This window comes from Neisseria sp. KEM232 (assembly GCF_002237445.1).
Taxonomy (GTDB): Bacteria; Pseudomonadota; Gammaproteobacteria; order Burkholderiales; family Neisseriaceae; genus Neisseria.
Window position 1 is genome coordinate 2,204,564 of the sequence record NZ_CP022527.1, and the last position, 16,306, is coordinate 2,220,869.

The 16,306-nt window shown below is 60.0% G+C and carries 13 protein-coding genes and 1 tRNA gene; 12 read left to right on the top strand and 2 right to left on the bottom strand.

The window, feature by feature from the left end; all coding sequences use genetic code 11:
- The first annotated feature begins 33 nt into the window (after window positions 1–33).
- Window positions 34–978 (top strand): bile acid:sodium symporter family protein, encoded by a 945-nt coding sequence (locus CGZ77_RS10985; RefSeq protein WP_009427165.1) that lies wholly within the window; start codon window positions 34–36, stop codon window positions 976–978.
- A gap of 138 nt (window positions 979–1,116) precedes the next feature.
- On the opposite strand, the gene CGZ77_RS10990 is transcribed toward CGZ77_RS10985, so the two are convergent.
- Window positions 1,117–2,157 (bottom strand): sensor histidine kinase, encoded by a 1,041-nt coding sequence (locus CGZ77_RS10990; RefSeq protein ID WP_009427166.1) that lies wholly within the window; start codon window positions 2,155–2,157, stop codon window positions 1,117–1,119.
- Between the two features lie 145 nt (window positions 2,158–2,302).
- Here CGZ77_RS10990 and argH point away from each other — a divergent pair, with 145 nt between their 5' ends.
- The 3 genes from argH (at window position 2,303) to rho (ending at window position 5,369) form a co-directional block, all read left to right on the top strand.
- Window positions 2,303–3,691, top strand: coding sequence for an argininosuccinate lyase (gene argH / locus CGZ77_RS10995; RefSeq protein ID WP_009427167.1), 1,389 nt, complete (start codon window positions 2,303–2,305; stop codon window positions 3,689–3,691).
- A gap of 100 nt (window positions 3,692–3,791) precedes the next feature.
- Window positions 3,792–3,882 (top strand) — tRNA-Ser (locus CGZ77_RS11000).
- Between the two features lie 227 nt (window positions 3,883–4,109).
- Entirely contained in the window at window positions 4,110–5,369 is a 1,260-nt protein-coding gene (gene rho, locus CGZ77_RS11005) for a transcription termination factor Rho (protein WP_036496612.1), read from the top strand.
- Window positions 5,370–6,153: 784 nt separating this feature from the next.
- On the opposite strand, the gene CGZ77_RS11010 is transcribed toward rho, so the two are convergent.
- Entirely contained in the window at window positions 6,154–7,131 is a 978-nt protein-coding gene (locus CGZ77_RS11010) for a class 1 fructose-bisphosphatase (RefSeq protein ID WP_009427172.1), read from the bottom strand.
- A gap of 226 nt (window positions 7,132–7,357) precedes the next feature.
- On the opposite strand from CGZ77_RS11010, the gene yajC reads away from it, so the two are divergent.
- The 8 genes from yajC (at window position 7,358) to nudB (ending at window position 16,133) form a co-directional block, all read left to right on the top strand.
- Window positions 7,358–7,657: a preprotein translocase subunit YajC gene (yajC, locus tag CGZ77_RS11015; protein ID WP_009427174.1), complete on the top strand. Its 300-nt coding sequence runs from the start codon at window positions 7,358–7,360 to the stop codon at window positions 7,655–7,657.
- Window positions 7,658–7,739: 82 nt separating this feature from the next.
- Window positions 7,740–9,587: a protein translocase subunit SecD gene (gene secD / locus CGZ77_RS11020; RefSeq protein ID WP_009427175.1), complete on the top strand. Its 1,848-nt coding sequence runs from the start codon at window positions 7,740–7,742 to the stop codon at window positions 9,585–9,587.
- 4 nt (window positions 9,588–9,591) lie between these two features.
- Window positions 9,592–10,527 (top strand): protein translocase subunit SecF, encoded by a 936-nt coding sequence (gene secF, locus CGZ77_RS11025; RefSeq protein ID WP_009427176.1) that lies wholly within the window; start codon window positions 9,592–9,594, stop codon window positions 10,525–10,527.
- Between the two features lie 93 nt (window positions 10,528–10,620).
- Entirely contained in the window at window positions 10,621–12,096 is a 1,476-nt protein-coding gene (gene trpE / locus CGZ77_RS11030; protein ID WP_036496624.1) for an anthranilate synthase component I, read from the top strand.
- Window positions 12,097–12,179: 83 nt separating this feature from the next.
- Complete coding sequence (locus CGZ77_RS11035) at window positions 12,180–13,316, top strand: 5-(carboxyamino)imidazole ribonucleotide synthase (RefSeq protein ID WP_094031179.1); 1,137 nt, start codon at window positions 12,180–12,182, stop codon at window positions 13,314–13,316.
- A gap of 284 nt (window positions 13,317–13,600) precedes the next feature.
- Window positions 13,601–14,083, top strand: a complete 483-nt coding sequence (locus tag CGZ77_RS11040) for a GNAT family N-acetyltransferase (RefSeq protein ID WP_009427180.1) — start codon at window positions 13,601–13,603, stop codon at window positions 14,081–14,083.
- Window positions 14,084–14,290: 207 nt separating this feature from the next.
- The gene (locus tag CGZ77_RS11045) at window positions 14,291–15,682 is read left to right on the top strand and encodes a mechanosensitive ion channel family protein (RefSeq protein ID WP_009427181.1); all 1,392 of its coding nucleotides are present in this window, start codon (window positions 14,291–14,293) and stop codon (window positions 15,680–15,682) included.
- Window positions 15,672–16,133, top strand: a complete 462-nt coding sequence (nudB, locus tag CGZ77_RS11050) for a dihydroneopterin triphosphate diphosphatase (RefSeq protein WP_009427182.1) — start codon at window positions 15,672–15,674, stop codon at window positions 16,131–16,133. Before CGZ77_RS11045 ends, nudB begins: the two co-directional genes overlap by 11 nt.
- Window positions 16,134–16,306: the final 173 nt, after the last annotated feature.

Consider the following 16,306-nt stretch of genomic DNA (forward strand, 5'->3'; position numbering starts at 1 on the left):
CTCTTTTTTTCCGACACACACACGAGACACAACATGGACAAACTCAAAGCATTCAGCGACTTTTTCGGCAAAACCTTCGCCCTGTGGGCGGCGCTCACCGCCCTTGCCGCCTACGCGCAGCCCGAACTCTTCCAATGGGTGAAACCCCTTATCCCGTGGCTGCTGGGCATCGTCATGTTCGGCATGGGGCTGACCCTCAGCCCGTCCGACTTCAAAATCCTCGGCCGCCATCCCAAATCCGTGCTGGTCGGCGTTGCCGCGCAGTTTGTCATTATGCCGCTCACCGCCTTCGTACTGGCCAAAGCCCTCGGCCTGCCGCCGCAGATTGCCGCCGGCGTCATCCTCGTCGGCGCCTGCCCGGGCGGCACCGCGTCCAACGTCATGACCTTCCTCGCCCGCGGCAACGTCGCCCTTTCCGTTGCCGTCACCTCCGTCTCCACCCTGCTCGCCCCTGTGCTGACGCCCGCCGTTTTCTACCTGCTGGCACACCAGTGGCTCGACATCTCCGCCGCCGCCATGCTGGTGTCCATTTTGGAAATCGTGCTGCTGCCCATCGTGCTGGGCGTGTTGGCCAACACCTTCCTGCACCGGCAGACACAGGCCGCGGCCGACGTGCTGCCGCTGGTGTCGGTATTGGCCGTGGCGCTGATTCTCGGCGGCGTCGTTGCCGTCAGCAAAGACAAAATTGCCGAAGCCGGCCTGCTGATTTTCGGCGTGGTCGTGCTGCACAACTGCATCGGCTACCTCCTCGGCTTCTTCGCCGCCAAACTCTGCGGCCTGCCCTATGACGAACAGAAAACCCTGTCCATCGAAGTCGGCATGCAAAATTCCGGCCTCGCCGCCACGCTGGCGCTCAAATACTTCGACCCCGTCGCCGCCGTGCCCGGCGCGATTTTCAGCGTGTGGCACAACGTCTCCGGCTCGCTGCTGGCATCCTACTGGGCAGCCAAAGCCGACCGCGCCGCCGGTAAGAAATAAAACACGGCAAAAGGCGTCTGAAAAACCCAAAAAGGTTTTTCAGACGGCCTTAATTTTGCCGGCACGCATTCGGCACAACGACAGAGGCCGTCTGAAAGCACGTTTGTCCTTTCAGACGGCTTCAAACCGCATACCGCACTACGCGCCGAACAATGCGCCGTAGTCGTTATCCTGTTTGCGGTAGGGCAGGCGGATGTCGACGCGGTAGATGCCGATGTCGTCCAGCGCCGACAGTTTCAGCTCGGCGTCATTGTCGTACATGATGTCCAGACGCTCCTGCAAATTTTTCAGCGCCATCGAATTGCCGCGGTGCGCCTTTTGCGTGTTTTCCATGTTTTCGTGCGGCGTGTAGGGATTTTCGATGCGGATATACAGCCAGTGTCCCTGCAAAGCGGTTTTCACCACAATATTGCCGGGACGGGCGGTGGTTTCCACGCCGTGGAAAACGGCGTTTTCCAGCAGCGGCTGCAACAGCAGTTGCGGCGTTTCCGCATCGTCGGGCGCTTCGTGCAGCCACTCGACCTGCACGCGGTGCGGCCCCATGCGGATTTGTTCGATGGCGATGTATTCCTGCGCCCATTCGATTTCCTGTCCCAGCGTGCTGAACTGGTTGCCCTCGCGCAGCTGGGCGCGGAACAGGTTGGCGAGGTTTTCCAGCAGGGTTTCCGCGTCATACGGACGCAGGCGGATGAGGCTGATGGCGGCGTTGAGGCTGTTAAAGAGAAAATGCGGGCGGATGCGGGCGGTGAGCGCGGTGAGCCGTGCTTCGGAAACGGCGGGCGACAGGGCGCGCAGGCGGTTGGCCTCGAAATACATGGCAAAGAGCACGCCGACGGTGTAGATAACCAAATGCTGAACGAAATGGGTGCGCTCACCCAATATGACGAAATCGACGACGAAAAGCTGCACCAGGCAAAACAGCAGGTTGAGCACCGCACCCTGCGGATGGCGGACGAGATAGCGGTCGGTGAAATAACCGGTAACGGCGTTGGCCGCCACCAGCGGCACGAGCCAGGCGGCGTGCTGCCACACCAGCATCCCATAGGGCGCACCGCTGCCGGAAATCAGCGGCAGCAGCAGCACACCTGCGGCGCAAAAAAAGAAAATCCGCACGGCCGTGCCCAAATTGCGCATATCGGGAACCGCAAACCACGCGTTTATTTGACGTATAATGTGCATTTCTTAATAGTAATTCGACTGACAAAATCCGCGCATTATATATGTTTCGACATGCAGAGCCATATATTAAAAGTGCCCCGATTCGGATAAAGTCAGGCTCCCCCGCCGCCAAACGGCGGGGCTCCAACCTTCAAGGAAATATTTGATGAACAGCAACAAAACATGGTCGGGAAGATTCAACGAACCCGTGTCCGAGCTGGTGAAAAAATACACCGGCTCGATTGATTTCGACAAACGTTTGGCCGAATGGGACATCCAAGGCTCGCTGGCGCACGCCGAAATGCTGCGGCAGGCGGGCGTGTTGTCGGACGAAGACGCCGCCGCCATACGACAGGGCATGACAGAAATCCTGGCCGAAATCGCAGCGGGCAAAATGGTCTGGTCGCTCGATTTGGAAGACGTGCACATGAACATCGAACGCCGCCTCACCGACAAAATCGGCGACGCGGGCAAACGCCTGCACACCGGTCGCAGCCGCAACGACCAAGTCGCTACCGACATCCGCCTGTGGCTGCGCGACCAAATCAGCATCATCCGCAGCCTGATACGCGACCTTCAGACGGCCTTAATCGAGCTGGCCGAGCAACACGCCGATACCGTGATGCCCGGTTTCACCCACCTGCAAGTCGCCCAACCCGTGAGCTTCGGCCACCATATGCTGGCCTATGTGGAAATGCTCGGCCGCGACGACGAGCGCATGGCCGACTGCCGAGGCCGCGTCAACCGTATGCCCTTGGGCGCGGCCGCGCTGGCGGGCACAACCTATCCGATTCGGCGTGAGATTACCGCCGAAATCTTGGGCTTTGAGCAAATCTGCCAAAATTCCCTCGATGCTGTATCAGACCGCGATTTCGCCATTGAGTTCACCGCCGCCGCCTCGCTGGTGATGGTGCACTTGAGCCGCCTGTCGGAAGAGTTGATTTTGTGGATGAGTCCGCGCTTCGGGTTTATCGACATTGCCGACCGCTTCTGCACCGGCTCGTCCATCATGCCGCAAAAGAAAAATCCCGACGTACCCGAACTTGTGCGCGGCAAATCCGGCCGCGTCATCGGCCACCTTATCGGACTGATTACGCTGATGAAATCGCAGCCTCTGGCCTACAACAAAGACAATCAGGAAGACAAAGAGCCGCTGTTTGACACGGTTGACACACTTATCGGCACCTTGCGGATTTACGCCGACATGATGCGCGGCGTAACGGCGAAACCGGAAAACATGCGCGCGGCCGTGATGCAGGGCTTTGCCACCGCCACCGACCTGGCCGATTATCTGGTGAAAAAAGGCATGCCTTTCCGCGACAGCCACGAAGTCGTTGCCCAAGCCGTGCGCCATGCCGACCAAAGCGGCGTAGATTTGAGCGAATTGCCGCTGGAAGTATTGCAGGGTTTCAGCAGCCTGATTTCAGACGACGTGTACCAAGTGCTCACGCCCGAAGGCAGCCTCGCCGCACGCAACCATCTGGGCGGCACCGCGCCCGAACAGGTGCGTTTCCAAGCCGAACGCTGGCGCAGGCTGCTGGAAAAGGCCGTCTGAAAAAGGCGGATTTCCCCCCGCTGTGCAGAGGCCGTCTGAAAACATTGCGAAAATAGCGGTTGCCCGCCGCGCGGCTTAACCGTATAATGCGCAGCTTCACGGAAAGGTGGATGAGTGGTTGAAGTCGCACGCCTGGAAAGCGTGTATACGTGAATAGCGTATCGAGGGTTCGAATCCCTTCCTTTCCGCCAGATTCGAAAGACAAGCCAGACGGCTTGTCTTTTTTCAGGTTTCAGAAACGCCGATCCCACGGCCGCATCCAAGCATATCCGCATCACCCTTAAATCAAACCGGTATTCTCCAAGCAGCAGCCAAAGCAAAAAACACATACACCGAACACGTGCAGCCGCGCACTTTTCTTTTGCCCTTTCAGACGGCCTCAAAGGCCGCCCTCTCCAACCCGACCAAACCCACTCCTATGCACGTCTCCGAACTACAAACCCAACACATCTCCAAACTGCTCGAACAGGCCGAACAACTCGGCATCGAAGGCGCCAACCGCCTGCGCAAACAAGACCTCGTCTTCGCCATCGTGCGCCAGCTGATGCAGCAGGGACAAGACTTCACCTGCTCGGGCACACTGGAAATCCTGCCCGACGGCTTCGGTTTCCTGCGCAGCGCCGACACCTCCTACCTCGCCGGCCCCGACGATATTTACGTATCGCCCAACCAAATCCGCCGCTTCAACCTGCACACCGGCGACACCATCGAAGGCACCGTGCGCGTGCCGAAAAACGACGAACGCTACTTCGCCCTGGTGCACCTCAACACCATCAACGGCGACCATCCCGAAGTGTGCCGCCACAAAATCCTGTTTGAAAACCTCACGCCGCTGTTCCCCAACAAACAGCTCAAGCTCGAGCGCGACATCAAATCCGAAGAAAACATCACCGGCCGCGCCATCGACCTCGTCTCCCCCATCGGCCGCGGCCAGCGCGCACTCTTGGTTGCCCCGCCCAAATCGGGCAAAACCGTGATGCTGCAAAACATCGCCCACGCGATTACCGCCAATTATCCCGAAGCCGAGCTTATCGTACTGCTCATCGACGAGCGCCCTGAAGAAGTGACCGAAATGAGCCGCTCCGTGCGCGGCGAAGTCGTCGCCTCCACCTTTGACGAACCTGCCGCACGCCATGTCCAAGTGGCCGAAATGGTGATTGAAAAAGCCAAGCGCATGGTCGAGCACAAAAAAGACGTGATCATCCTGCTCGACTCCATCACCCGCCTTGCCCGCGCCTACAACACCGTCGTCCCCACCTCCGGCAAAGTGCTCACCGGCGGCGTAGACGCCCACGCCCTGCACCGCCCCAAACGCTTTTTCGGCGCGGCACGCAACATCGAAGAAGGCGGCTCGCTCACCATCATCGCCACCGCGCTGGTGGAAACCGGCAGCCGTATGGACGACGTGATTTACGAAGAGTTTAAAGGCACGGGCAATATGGAGCTGCACCTCGACCGCCGCATGGCCGAAAAACGCCTGTTCCCTGCCATCAACATCAACAAATCCGGCACGCGCCGCGAAGAGCTGCTCGTACCTAACGACCAGCTCCAACGCATGTGGCTGCTGCGCAAATTCCTGCACCCGATGGACGAGTTGGAAGCAGCCGAGTTTTTGGTCGACAAACTCAAAGCATCGAAGGACAACAACGATTTCTTCGAACTGATGCGCGGCAAATAAAGCCGACCGCCGACGATATGAGGCCGTCTGAAACCGTTTTCAGACGGCCTTTGTATCATTAAAGACGTGCCGCGCGACGGCACACGGTTTGCAGTTTTGCGGAAACCCGCGCGGACAGACAAAGGCCATCTGAAAAAACGATTGCGCTTTCAGACGGCCTTCGGGTGTATCGGGTACTGCAGGGAACGCGTGCGCCGCTGCGCGACACAGCCTATTGATGAGCTACGCGACGTTTATACTGTTCCGTAAAAAAAACAAAAACGGTTTTTCAGGATACCCTACCGCGCCGTATGCACAACCATGCAACCAGCATTCCGCATGTTCCCATCGACAGCCAGTTTTTTATCAGTGGCAGTGCGCCGATACAGGATGTCAATCCCCACAGCAGAGAACCGGCAAGCAGCCTGCCGTGCCAGCGCGGATGCCATATCTGATCCGACATCATCCAAGCCGCAACTGCCGCTGTCAGAGAGAAAATCAGTGCATTAAACAGACTCCACGGCAGCAGAGCCGTCAGAAAAAAACAAGGGCTTTATCCATGTCAAAAAACGCTGCGAAAACCAAATTCGACACCGCTCCTACCAACAGATTGCCTGCAAATGCCGTTTTCACCACACGCCACAAATTGCGCCGTTCCATCTTGCACTATCCTCTTGCCCGCTATTTTTACTTTTCACCGAACCGCTGGGGCGGTTAATAAGCCCTGCCGACATGCGAACGGTCGACAGCCTTGTGCGTATTCCGACGCAAGGCAAAAGCCTGCGCGGCAGATTGTCCGCCGCGTTTACTGCGCGTGCAGGGTGTCGACATAGGCCACTTCGTCGCGGCTGCCGAGGACGACGGCAACGCGCTGGTGCAGCCCCTGCGGCTCGATGTCGAGTATCTGCCGCGCGGTGTCGGAGGCCGCGCCGCCCGCTTCGCGCATAATCAGGCTCATGGGGTTGGCTTCGTACATCAGGCGCAGTTTGCCGGGCTTGGACGGGTCCCGCGCGTCCTGCGGATACATGAACACGCCGCCGCGCATCAGGATGCGGTGCACTTCGGCCACCATGCTGGCCACCCAGCGCATATTGTAGTTTTTGCCGCGCGGCCCGGTTTCGCCCGCCAGCAGTTCGTCGATATATTGCCGCACGGGGGCGAACCAGTGGCGGCGGTTGGAGGCATTGATGGCGAATTCCTTCGTCTGCGGCGGCACTTGCGGATTGCTCTGCGTGAGGATGAATTGGTTATCGGCGTTGAGCGTAAAGACGTTGACGCCGCGGCCGAAGGTGACAACCAGCTGGGTTTGCGGGCCGTAGAGCACATAGCCTGCGGCAAGCTGCTTACTGCCGCTTTGCAGGAAGGAGGCGGTGTCGAGCGCGCCTGCGGGTTTGGCGAGCACGGAAAATATCGTGCCGACGGAGATGTTGACGTCGATATTGGACGAGCCGTCGAGCGGGTCGAACAGCACGAGATAGCGGCCGTCTGAAGCGCAGGCGACGAAGCTGTCTTCTTCTTCGCTGGCGAGACCTGCCACATGAGGGTTGGCTTTGAGCGCGTCGATCAGGATGTTGTTGGCAATCACGTCGAGCTTTTTCTGCTCTTCGCCCTGGATGTTGCCGCTGCCCGCCGTGCCGAGCACGCCCGCCAGCGCGCCGAGACGCACTTGTGCGCCGATGTTCACGCAGGCGGCGGCTATGGTTTGCACGACGCCGCCCAGCTCGGCGCTCAGGCCGTGTTGCTCGATGTGTTGTTGCAGGAATTCGGGGAAGGTGGTGTTCATGGCGTTATCCTTTGCTGAGGCCGTCTGAAAAGGCCGTCTGAAAACGAAAGCTGCGGTTTATACCCGTTTCAGACGGCCGCAACAAGCGCGGTTTTGCCCGTATGGCCGTCTGAAAGGCGCAGGCGGCGAAAATTCTTGGAAAAAAACCGCGCGCCATTTAGAATATGCCGTTTTTCGCGGCGCTTGCGCCGCAGCCGTTTTTTCCACACGAGACAAGGACAGAACCATGATTGGATTAGCCTACGCCGCCGATGCCGTGCAACAGCCCGGCGCCCTGATGCAGTTTGCACCCCTCGCGCTGATTCTGGTGGTGTTTTACTTCCTGATTATGCGGCCGCAGCAGAAGAAATTTAAAGCCCATCAGGAAATGCTGGCCTCATTGAAAGCCGGCGACAAAGTGCTTCTGGCTTCGGGCATTGCCGGCAAAATCACCAAAACCGGCGAAAAATTCTTCACGGTGGAAATCGCCCGCAATGTCGAAGTGCAGGTCGAACGCAACTCCGTGGCCGCGAAAAACCCCGAATAAGCCGTTTCTTTCCGACAAGGCCGTCTGAAAACGCCGCCTGTGATTGCAGGCATCAGACGGTTTTCCCTTTGAAGGTTTGATTATGAACCGTTATCCCCTGTGGAAATATCTCCTGGTCACAGCCGTGCTCGCGCTGGGGCTGCTCTACACCATACCGAATTTCTACGGCGACACGCTGGCGGTGCAGGTGTCCACCAACCGCCAGTCGCTCGCCATCGACAGCCGCACGGAGGCACGCGTTGCCGAAGCGCTCAAAGCGGCGGACATTGCCGACGACGGCATGTTTATTGCCGACGGCTCGCTCAAAGTGCGTTTCAAAGACTCGCAAACGCAGATGAAAGCCCGCTCAGTGATTGAAAACGCGCTGGGCGAAGGCTATATCACGGCTTTGAACCAAATCGCCAACACGCCCGACTGGATGGCGAAAATCGGCGCGAAACCGATGTTCCTCGGCCTCGATCTGCGCGGCGGCGTGCATTTCACCATGCAGGTGGACATGAAGGCCGCGATGCAGAAAACCTTCGAGCGCTACGCGGGCGACATCCGCCGCGAACTGCGCAAAGAGAAAATCCGCAGCGGCCAGATTGCCGTCAACGACAACAGCCTGGCCGTGCCCTTCCAAGACGCGGCGGAATTGGAAAAAATCCTGCCGCAGCTGCAACGCCTGTTTCCCGAAGCCACCCTCACTTCCGACGGCAGCCGCCTGATTCTCACCCTGCCCGAACAAACCGTGGCCAACATCCGCAAACAGGCCGTCGAACAAAACATCACCACCCTGCACAACCGCGTCAACGAATTGGGCGTGGCCGAGCCGGTTATCCAACAGGCGGGGGCCGACCGCATCGTCGTCCAACTGCCCGGCGTGCAGGACACTGCCAAGGCCAAAGACATCATCGGCCGCACCGCCACGCTCGAAGTGCGCATGGTCAACGAAGACCAGTCCGCCTATGCCGCCGCGCGTGAGGGCAATGTGCCCGAAGGCTACGAGCTGCTGAAAACCGCCGGCGAGCAGCCCGCCCAACTGCTGCTGAGCAAACAGGTGGAGCTGACCGGCGACAACATCGACGACGCGCAGGCCGGGCAAAACGACCGCGGCCTGCCCGGCGTCAACGTCAGCTTCAACAACGCCGGCGCCGCCATCTTCGCCGACCTCACCCGCAACAATGTCGGCAAACGCATGGCGATGGTGCTGGTGGAACAGGGCAAGGCCGAAGTCGTCACCGCGCCGGTTATCAACGAGCCGATTCCCAACGGCAAAACCATTATCTCCGGCAGCATGAGCCGCGCCGAAGCCGAAGACATTTCCCTGCTGCTGCGTGCCGGTTCGCTGGCCGCGCCGATGGAAATCGTCGAAGAGCGCACCATCGGCGCCTCGCTCGGTGCGGAAAACATCAAAAAAGGCATGGATTCGACGCTGTGGGGCTTTGTCGTCGTGGCCGTGTTCATGGTGGTCTACTACCGCCTGATGGGCTTCTTCTCCGTGATCGCGCTGGTGTCCAACCTGCTGCTTCTGGTGGCCGCCCTCTCCTGGCTGGGTGCCACGCTCACTCTGCCCGGCATCGCCGCCATGGCGCTGACGCTGGGTATGGCCATCGACTCCAACGTATTGATTAACGAGCGTATCCGAGAAGAATTGCGCGACGGCGTCAAGCCGCAGGCCGCCATTGCCGAAGGCTACAAACACGCCTGGGACACCATCGTCGATTCCAACATCACCTCACTGATTGCCGGTATCGCCCTCCTGCTGTTCGGCTCCGGCCCCGTGCGCGGCTTCGCCGTGGTGCACTGTCTGGGCATTCTGACCTCGATGTTCTCGTCGGTGGTCGTGTCGCGCATGTTCGTCAACCTGTGGTACGGCCGCAAACGCAAGCTGCAAAGCATTTCCATCGGCGGCGACATCTGTCCCGCCGCCGCGGCAGACAAGGAGTAAACCAATGGAACTGTTCCGCTTCAAACGCGACATCCCGTTTATGAAATACGGCAAGCTCACCACCTTCATCTCGCTTGCCACCTTTATCCTCGCCGTCGTTTTCCTTGCCGTCAAAGGCTTGAATTTCTCGGTGGAATTCACCGGCGGCACGGTGATGGAAGTCGAATACGCCCAAGCGGCCGACGTCGACAAAGTGCGCACGGATCTCGACGCGCTCAATCTGGGCGACGTGCAGGTGCAAACCGTCAACAGCGACCGCCACCTGATGATCCGCCTGCCCAACAAAGCGGGCACCACCACCGCCCAGCTCTCCAACCAAACCATGGACATCCTAAAAAAAAGCGATGCTTCCGTGCAGCTGCGTCAGGTCGAATTCATCGGCCCGCAGGTCGGCGACGAGCTGGTGCACAACGGCCTGATTGCGCTGGGCATGGTCGTCGTCGGCATCATCCTCTACCTCTCCATGCGTTTCGAGTGGCGCTTTGCCGTGTCGGCCATCATCGCCAATATGCACGACGTGGTCATCATCCTCGGCTGCTTCGCCCTCTTCCAATGGGAATTTTCCCTCACCGTGCTGGCCGGCGTGCTGGCCGTTTTGGGCTACTCGGTGAACGAATCGGTGGTGGTGTTCGACCGTATCCGCGAAAACTTCCGCAAAAGCACCATGCGCGACCACACCGTGCCCGAGGTTATCGACAACGCCATCACCGCCACCATGAGCCGCACCGTCATCACCCACGGCTCGACCGAAGCCATGGTGCTCTCCATGCTCCTCTTCGGCGGCGCCGCGCTGCACGGCTTTGCGATGGCGCTCACCATCGGCATCGTCTTCGGCGTCTACTCTTCCGTTCTCGTCGCCAGCCCGCTGCTGCTACTGTTCGGCCTCAGCCGCGAAAACATCGCCCGCGTGAAAGAGAAAAAAGAAGAAGCCGTCGTCTGACGCGGACAAAGAGGCCGTCTGAACGGAATGTTTTCAGACGGCCTCTTTCTTCCGCCGCCCCCGCAACGCCACACCGAGAGGCCGTCTGAAACCATGATTAGCAAACAACAATACCTCGCCCAAGCCGCCGCCGGCTACAACCGCATCCCCCTCGTGCAGGAGCTGCTGGCCGACCTGGATACCCCGCTGTCCATCTACCTCAAACTCGCCAACCGCCCCTACACCTACCTGCTCGAATCCGTCGTCGGCGGCGAACGCTTCGGCCGCTACTCCTTCGTCGGCCTCGGCTCGAACACCTACATCAAAGCCTCCGGCCGCGAAATCAGCCTGTATGAAGACGGCGTCATTATCGAACAGCACAGGGGCAACCCGCTGGAATTTATCGAAGCCTTCCACAAGCGTTTCCACACGCCCGAAATCCCCGGCCTGCCGCGCTTCACCGGCGGCCTCGTCGGCTATTTCGGCTACGAAACCGTCTATTACTTCGAACACCTCGCAGGCCGTCTGAAACACCCCGTCAAAGCCGACCGCATCGGCGCGCCTGACATCCTCATGATGCTCTCCGAAGAGTTGGCCGTTATCGACAACCTCAGCGGCAAAATCCACCTTATCGTTTACGCCGACCCGGGCGAGGCCGACGCATACGAGCGCGCCCGCGCCCGCCTCGAAGACATCCGCGTCCAGCTGCGGCAAAACTGCGCCATCCCGCTTTCCCTGGGCAGCGGCAAAACCGAAGCCGCCAGCAGCTTCGGCCAAGAACCGTTTAAAGCCTGTGTCGAAAAAATCAAAGACTACATCTGTGCAGGCGACTGCATGCAGGTCGTCCCCAGCCAACGCATGGGCATGCCCTTTGCCGACAGCCCGCTCTCGCTCTACCGCGCCCTGCGCACGCTCAACCCCTCACCCTATCTGTTTTATTACAATTTCGACGACTTCCACATCGTCGGCTCATCGCCCGAAATACTCGTGCGCCGCGAAAAAGACAAAGTCATCGTCCGCCCCATCGCCGGCACCCGCCTGCGCGGCACCACGCCCGAAGAAGATGCCGCCAACGAACAGGATTTGCTGAACGACGCCAAAGAAACCGCCGAACACGTCATGCTCATCGACCTCGGCCGCAACGACGTCGGCCGCATCAGCCAAACCGGCCAAGTGCGCGTGACCGAAAAAATGACCGTCGAAAAATACTCGCACGTGATGCACATCGTCTCCAACGTCGAAGGCCGTCTGAAAGAAGGCGTAAGCAACATCGACATCCTCGCCGCCACCTTCCCCGCCGGCACGCTCTCCGGCGCGCCCAAAGTGCGCGCGATGGAAATCATCGAAGAGCTCGAGCCCGAAAAACGCGGCATCTACGGCGGCGCAGTCGGCGTATGGAGCTTCAACAACGACATGGATCTGGCCATCGCCATCCGCACTGCCGTGATTAAAAACGGCACGCTGCACGTGCAAAGCGGCGCGGGCGTGGTGGCCGATTCCGACCCCGAAGCCGAATGGCAGGAAACCCAAAATAAAGCCCGCGCCGTTATCCGCGCCGCGCAGATGGTGCAGGAAGGGCTGGACAAATAGTTTCAGACGGCCTCAATACAGCTTGAGGCCGTCTGAAAACATTGCCGCAACCTGCACCCGCCCCATCAAAAGAGATACGCAATATGAACCCGACTCCCATCCTCCCTCCCGCCATGCTCGGCATACTCGGCGGCGGCCAGCTCGGCCGTATGTTTGCCGCTGCCGCCAAAACCATGGGCTACGGCGTAACCGTGCTCGACCCCGACCCGAACGCGCCAGCCGCCGCGTTTGCCGACCGCCATTTGTGCGCGCCGTTTGACGATGCGGCCGCGCTCGCCGAGTTGGCAAAATGCGCCGCCGTAACCACCGAGTTTGAAAACGTCAATGCCGACGCGATGCGCGAACTGGCGCGGCATACAATCGTATCGCCAAGCGGCGACTGCGTGGCCGTAGCGCAAAACCGCATTTTGGAAAAAGCGCGTATCCGCGCGGCCGGTCTGCAAACCGCGCCGTATCAGGCGGTGAAATCTTCAGACGACCTTAGCGAAAACAGCGCGGCTCTGCTGCCCGGCATTTTGAAAACCGCCACGCTGGGCTACGACGGCAAAGGCCAAATCCGCGTGAAAACGCTGGCCGAGGCCAAAGCCGCGTTTGCCGAATTGGGCGGCGTGGAATGCGTGCTGGAAAAAATGGTGGATTTGCGCGGCGAAATTTCCGTAGTCGTATGCCGTCTGAACAGCGAAAACGTGTGCACCTACGACCCGGCCGAAAATATTCACGAAAACGGCATTTTGGCTTATTCCATCGTGCCTGCGCGTTTGAGTGCGGAGATTCAGCAGCAGGCGCAGCAGATGGCCGTGCGCCTGGCCGACGAGTTGGATTATGTGGGCGTGTTGGCGGTGGAAATGTTTGTCGTCGGCGATACGCAGAAGCTGGTTGTCAACGAAATCGCGCCGCGCCCGCACAATTCCGGCCACCACACCATCGGCGCCTGCGCCGCCAGCCAGTTCCAACAGCAAGTGCGCCTGATGTGCGGCCTGCCGCCCGCGGATACCCGTTTGCTTTCGCCCTGCTGCATGGCGAATATTCTGGGCGACGTATGGGGCGAAAACGGCAGCGAACCGAATTGGCTGCCGCTGCAAAGCGACGCGCGCGCCCATCTGCACCTGTACGGCAAAAAAGCCGCCCGACCCGGCCGCAAAATGGGACATTTCACCGTGTTTGCCGACGATGCCGACACCGCGCTGCAACAGGCGCAAAAGCTGCACAGCCTACTGTAACCGCTGCTCCGTGCAACACAGAGGCCGTCTGAAAAGTGCTTTTCAGACGGCCTCTGTGTTGCAACTGTATCCCCCATCCCGCACGCGGTTTCGGCTGCCGGCACGATAAAACGCACGGCTGCCGTTTTCCGACAGGCACGCGGATTCGCCGCGATGCGGGGAGCGCATTACACATTTTTCAGACGGCCTTTTACCGCATGGTAGGGCGGCGGCGTGCCTTTATCCGCTATAATCGCCGCCTGCCCGCTTCCCGTTTGACCCGAGTTCCGCCCACAGGATATGTCATGCCCATCCTAACCGTACTGCGCCCCGCCGCACCGGCCGACTGCGCCGACATCTACCACGTTCACGAATACGCCGTCCAATACACCTGCCGCAGCAGCTACGACGCCACTGTCCTCGAAGCCTGGCGCGAACTGCTCGCGCCCGACAGCTACCTGGAAACGCTGGCCGACCCCAAACGCGAGCTGTGGGTGGCCGAATTCAAAGGCAACATACAGGGTTTCTTTCAGCTCGATTTGAAAGAAGCGCAGCTCGACGCCCTCTACGTCCACCCCTTCATGCACAACCAGGGGCTGGGCACCGCCCTGCTGCAACGCGCCGAAACCCTGGCCGAACAAGCCTCGCTGGGCTTTCTCAAACTCTACGCCTCCACCAACTCCGTCAGCTTCTACCGCCTCAACGGCTACGAATCACTGGGCAAAGCCGTGCTGCCGCTCAACCCCTCCGTTTCCGTCGGCTGCGAACTGATGCGCAAAAACCTGTAACGCGGCACGCGGCCGCAAGCGGATAAGGTTTCAGACGGCCTTCGGGGCATCCGCTGCGCCAACCCTGCGCCGCCTGATGAAAACCAAACCCGTTCAGGCCGTCTGAAAGCCCGTTTCGCCCTTTCAGACGGCCTCCGTCCGATACGCCGCCGCCGCACAAAATCCGTATAATCCGCCTTCTTTTTCACACCACACACACTTTCGCCCATGACCGCACAATTCCCCGCCGCCGCTTTTTCAGACGGCCTTTACAGCTTTCTCGCCGGCCTGTTCGCCCCGTCCGAATTTACCTCCCACCTGCTCGAAAGCAGCATCCGCCAGACCTCGGGCTGGGTGGAGCTGGGCATCGCGCTGGCGCTGATGGCGGCAATGTGGCAGCTCTCCGAATGGCTGCTCAAACGCCGCCCCTCCCCGGAACAACACAAGCTGCTGCACCATATCGGCAGGCGCATCCTGTGGCCGGTGCTGATGTGGCTGGGCGGCGCGGCAGCGCTGGCGGTGTGGGTGCTGTCGGGACACACGTCCGTGTGGCTGCGCCTGCTGATTCTGGCCGCCAACTGGATGGTGGCCATCCGCACCGTTATGGCCGTGCTCCATGCCGCGCTGCCCGACAAACCGTGGAGCGACCGCCTCGAACGCAGCCTGTCCGCCGTTTTGTGGTGCGCCTTCGTGCTGTGGGTGTCGGGCATCGACGACATCATCATCCGCTGGATGCAGGGGCTGGTTTTCTCCGTCGGCTCGGCCAAATTGAGCCTGTGGACAGTGAGCACCGGCCTGCTGTGGATAGGCGTGATATTGGTCTTCACCATGTGGCTGGCGCAGTTTGTGCAGGCGCGGCTGATGGCCAACACCCATCTGGATTTGAGCCTGCGCATCATGCTGTCCAACATCGTACGCATCGTGCTCATCGTCCTCTCCGTGCTGATCGCCCTGCCGCTGGTGGGCATAGACCTCACCGTGCTTTCCGTCTTCGGCGGCGCGCTCGGCGTCGGCATCGGTTTCGGTTTGCAGAAAGTGGCGAGCAACTACATCTCCGGTTTCCTTATCTTGGGCGACCGCTCCATCCGCCCCGGCGACCGCCTCACCGTCAACAGCTTCACCGGCTACGTCACCAAAATCACCTCCCGCTTCGTCGTATTGCGCAGCGGCGCGGGCACGGAAGCGCTGATACCCAACGAAACCTTTATCACCAACATGGTGATCAACGAGTCCTACACCGCCAAAGCCCTGCGCCAGAGCATCGACATCCAAGTCTCCTACGACTCCGACATCCTGCGCGCCATGCAAATCATGACCGAAGCCGCCGCCAAACAAAGCCGCATCGACACTAGCGAAGGCAGCCGCCCCAAAGCCTACCTCACCGGCTTTGCCGCCGACGGCATCGACCTGCAGCTGGGCTTTTGGGTGAAAGACCCCGAAAACGGCTTCCTCGACCTCTTCTCCGCCATCCGCCTCGACATCTGGCAGCGCTTCAAAGAAGAAAACATCTCCTTCCCCTACCCCCAGCGCGAGGTACGCATCCTCAACGACCTCTCTCACACCGCAGGCGGACAGGCCGATGCGCAGACCAAGCAGCAGGAAAACAACCATGCCGTCTGAAAACCGCCCCGCCAAAGCACCGAAAATCCCCGTGTCCGTGCTCGTCGTCCTCCACGACGGATGCGGCAACGCCCTGCTGCTCGAACGTGCCGACCGCGCCGGCTTCTGGCAGTCGGTCACCGGCAGCCTCGAAGCAGGCGAAAGCCCCACCGACGCCGCCCTGCGCGAAGTGTACGAAGAAACCGGCGTCGCCCTTAAACGCGAAAACCTGCACGACTGGCAATACAGCACCGAATACGAAATCTACCCCCACTGGCGCCACCGCTACCCCGCAGGCGTCACCCGCAACACCGAACACCTCTTCTCTGCCCAAATCCCACGCAACACCCCCGTCCGCCTGAGCGAACACACCGCCCTCCTCTGGCTGCCCGCCGAAAAAGCCGCCGAAAAAGCCACCTCCCCCTCCAACCGCGACGCCCTCCTGCGCTTTGTGCAGCAAAAGGCCGTCTGAAACGCCCGATTCGAGATTTTCAGACGGCCTTCGGGCACAGGTATCCTACTACCTACGGGCTGCGTTCCCTCTCCCGCCCCTGAGGGGGAGGGAGTCAGGTATGCGGCGTTTCGGTTTCAGACGGCCTTTTAGGTTTCAAACTGATTTGAGGCCGTCTGAAACCTATCGGGTAA

Excerpts from the sequence above, each read along its gene's own strand:
- CGZ77_RS10985 (WP_009427165.1), top strand. The coding sequence starts at position 34 with ATGGACAAACTCAAAGCATTCAGCGACTTTTTCGGCAAAACCTTCGCC.
- CGZ77_RS10990 (WP_009427166.1), bottom strand. The coding sequence starts at position 2,157 with ATGCACATTATACGTCAAATAAACGCGTGGTTTGCGGTTCCCGATATG.
- argH (WP_009427167.1), top strand. The coding sequence starts at position 2,303 with ATGAACAGCAACAAAACATGGTCGGGAAGATTCAACGAACCCGTGTCC.
- rho (WP_036496612.1), top strand. The coding sequence starts at position 4,110 with ATGCACGTCTCCGAACTACAAACCCAACACATCTCCAAACTGCTCGAA.
- CGZ77_RS11010 (WP_009427172.1), bottom strand. The coding sequence starts at position 7,131 with ATGAACACCACCTTCCCCGAATTCCTGCAACAACACATCGAGCAACAC.
- yajC (WP_009427174.1), top strand. The coding sequence starts at position 7,358 with ATGATTGGATTAGCCTACGCCGCCGATGCCGTGCAACAGCCCGGCGCC.
- secD (WP_009427175.1), top strand. The coding sequence starts at position 7,740 with ATGAACCGTTATCCCCTGTGGAAATATCTCCTGGTCACAGCCGTGCTC.
- secF (WP_009427176.1), top strand. The coding sequence starts at position 9,592 with ATGGAACTGTTCCGCTTCAAACGCGACATCCCGTTTATGAAATACGGC.
- trpE (WP_036496624.1), top strand. The coding sequence starts at position 10,621 with ATGATTAGCAAACAACAATACCTCGCCCAAGCCGCCGCCGGCTACAAC.
- CGZ77_RS11035 (WP_094031179.1), top strand. The coding sequence starts at position 12,180 with ATGAACCCGACTCCCATCCTCCCTCCCGCCATGCTCGGCATACTCGGC.
- CGZ77_RS11040 (WP_009427180.1), top strand. The coding sequence starts at position 13,601 with ATGCCCATCCTAACCGTACTGCGCCCCGCCGCACCGGCCGACTGCGCC.
- CGZ77_RS11045 (WP_009427181.1), top strand. The coding sequence starts at position 14,291 with ATGACCGCACAATTCCCCGCCGCCGCTTTTTCAGACGGCCTTTACAGC.
- nudB (WP_009427182.1), top strand. The coding sequence starts at position 15,672 with ATGCCGTCTGAAAACCGCCCCGCCAAAGCACCGAAAATCCCCGTGTCC.